The 1249-nt window shown below is 45.0% G+C and carries 1 pseudogene; it reads left to right on the top strand.

From position 1 onward, the window contains the following. Positions 1-380: 380 nt before the first annotated feature. Positions 381-1004: pseudogene (locus O9334_RS12455) on the top strand (IS982 family transposase); the annotation flags it as partial. Positions 1005-1249: the final 245 nt, after the last annotated feature.

Genomic DNA, 1249 nt, shown 5'->3' with positions numbered 1-1249 from the left:
GCAGGTCGCTTCTCAGAAAAAATTGAAAAGAGGCTACTGGGTACATTTTTCCCTTGAAAATGGCTGTACCGTTGACTGTATCTGGAGTAGAGCGATTCCGTAGAGTTGGCTGTATAGTGATCGCTAACCTGATTTTAACAGATAGTGTCATTAATCTCTAGAGTAAGGGATTCGCTCTGTAGCCATGTTTTTGCTGGTTTTCTGCCCCGAAACAAGCTATAATGGTCGAAAGGTCAAATTTGAAAAATTTTGCCTCAAACCCTATCTGCGTAAGGACTTCAGGATTTTGTGTCCAGTAGTTAATTAGTATTATATTGCTTTAACTCAGGCTCTGTAAGACTTTTAGCCATAGCTAGTATGTTTATACGGGGGAAGTCCAGCAATACAAGCAAATCATCCCAGTTGCCTTAGCCACACAGTTGGGAGCTTTTTCCTCTGACATTCATCTGATTGATGGGCTACCTATTCCCTTGTGTTCTTTTCGTCGCGCGGCTGGCTGTCATCTCTTTCCCGACCTAGCTACCTATGGATACTGTGCCGCCAAGAGGCCAACCTACTATGGCTTTCATGGTCATTTGCTAGTGACTGAGACGGTTATTATTACGGGTTTTTGCCTCACCTCTGCCAATGGGACTGAACGAGAAGCTCTTTGGGATTTCGTCCCTTCGATTAAGGGGCTACTCATCGGAGATAAGGGCTATCTGTCCGCTCCACTAAAAGCCGAACTGCAACAGTATGGTATCCAATTGGATACTCCCTGTCGTTCCAATATGCAGGATTTGCGTTCCCCTAACTATCTCAAGCTACTCCAGAGAACCAGACGTTTGAGCGAAACTGTGATTGGACAACTCAGTGAGCGTTTTTCGATAGAAAAGGTGTGGGCAAGAGATTTCTGGCATTTAATCAGTCGTCTGAACCGTAAGCTTTTAGCTCACACAGTTTGCTACTGGCTTAATCGTCATAGCCCTGACCCCTTGCAGTTTCAGTTCCTTGTCTCCCCTTAGTTGCACATCGCGTGATAACTGATTAAAGTACCATTTCTCTGGTGGCTTCTGCATCTATGGGTTTAATCAGATACAATCGCAATAGATCGCCAACGATACCTAGCTTTGACACTCCCCGCGCTAAAGCGACGGGGATTCTTGGTTCAAAGAGATTACTTGCTTAGACAGAATCGCTTCTGAAAAAGTAGAGGTATTCTCTCCCCAAGCGTTTATCGGATCTAGCCCGAAAGTTCCCGTATGCCCTA

Origin of the sequence: Microcystis sp. LE19-8.1F, from assembly GCF_027531715.1 — a bacterium.
GTDB lineage: Bacteria > Cyanobacteriota > Cyanobacteriia > Cyanobacteriales > Microcystaceae > Microcystis > Microcystis wesenbergii_A.
The sequence above is the reverse complement of the archived record's forward strand: the minus strand, read 5'-3'. Positions and strand labels throughout refer to the sequence as shown.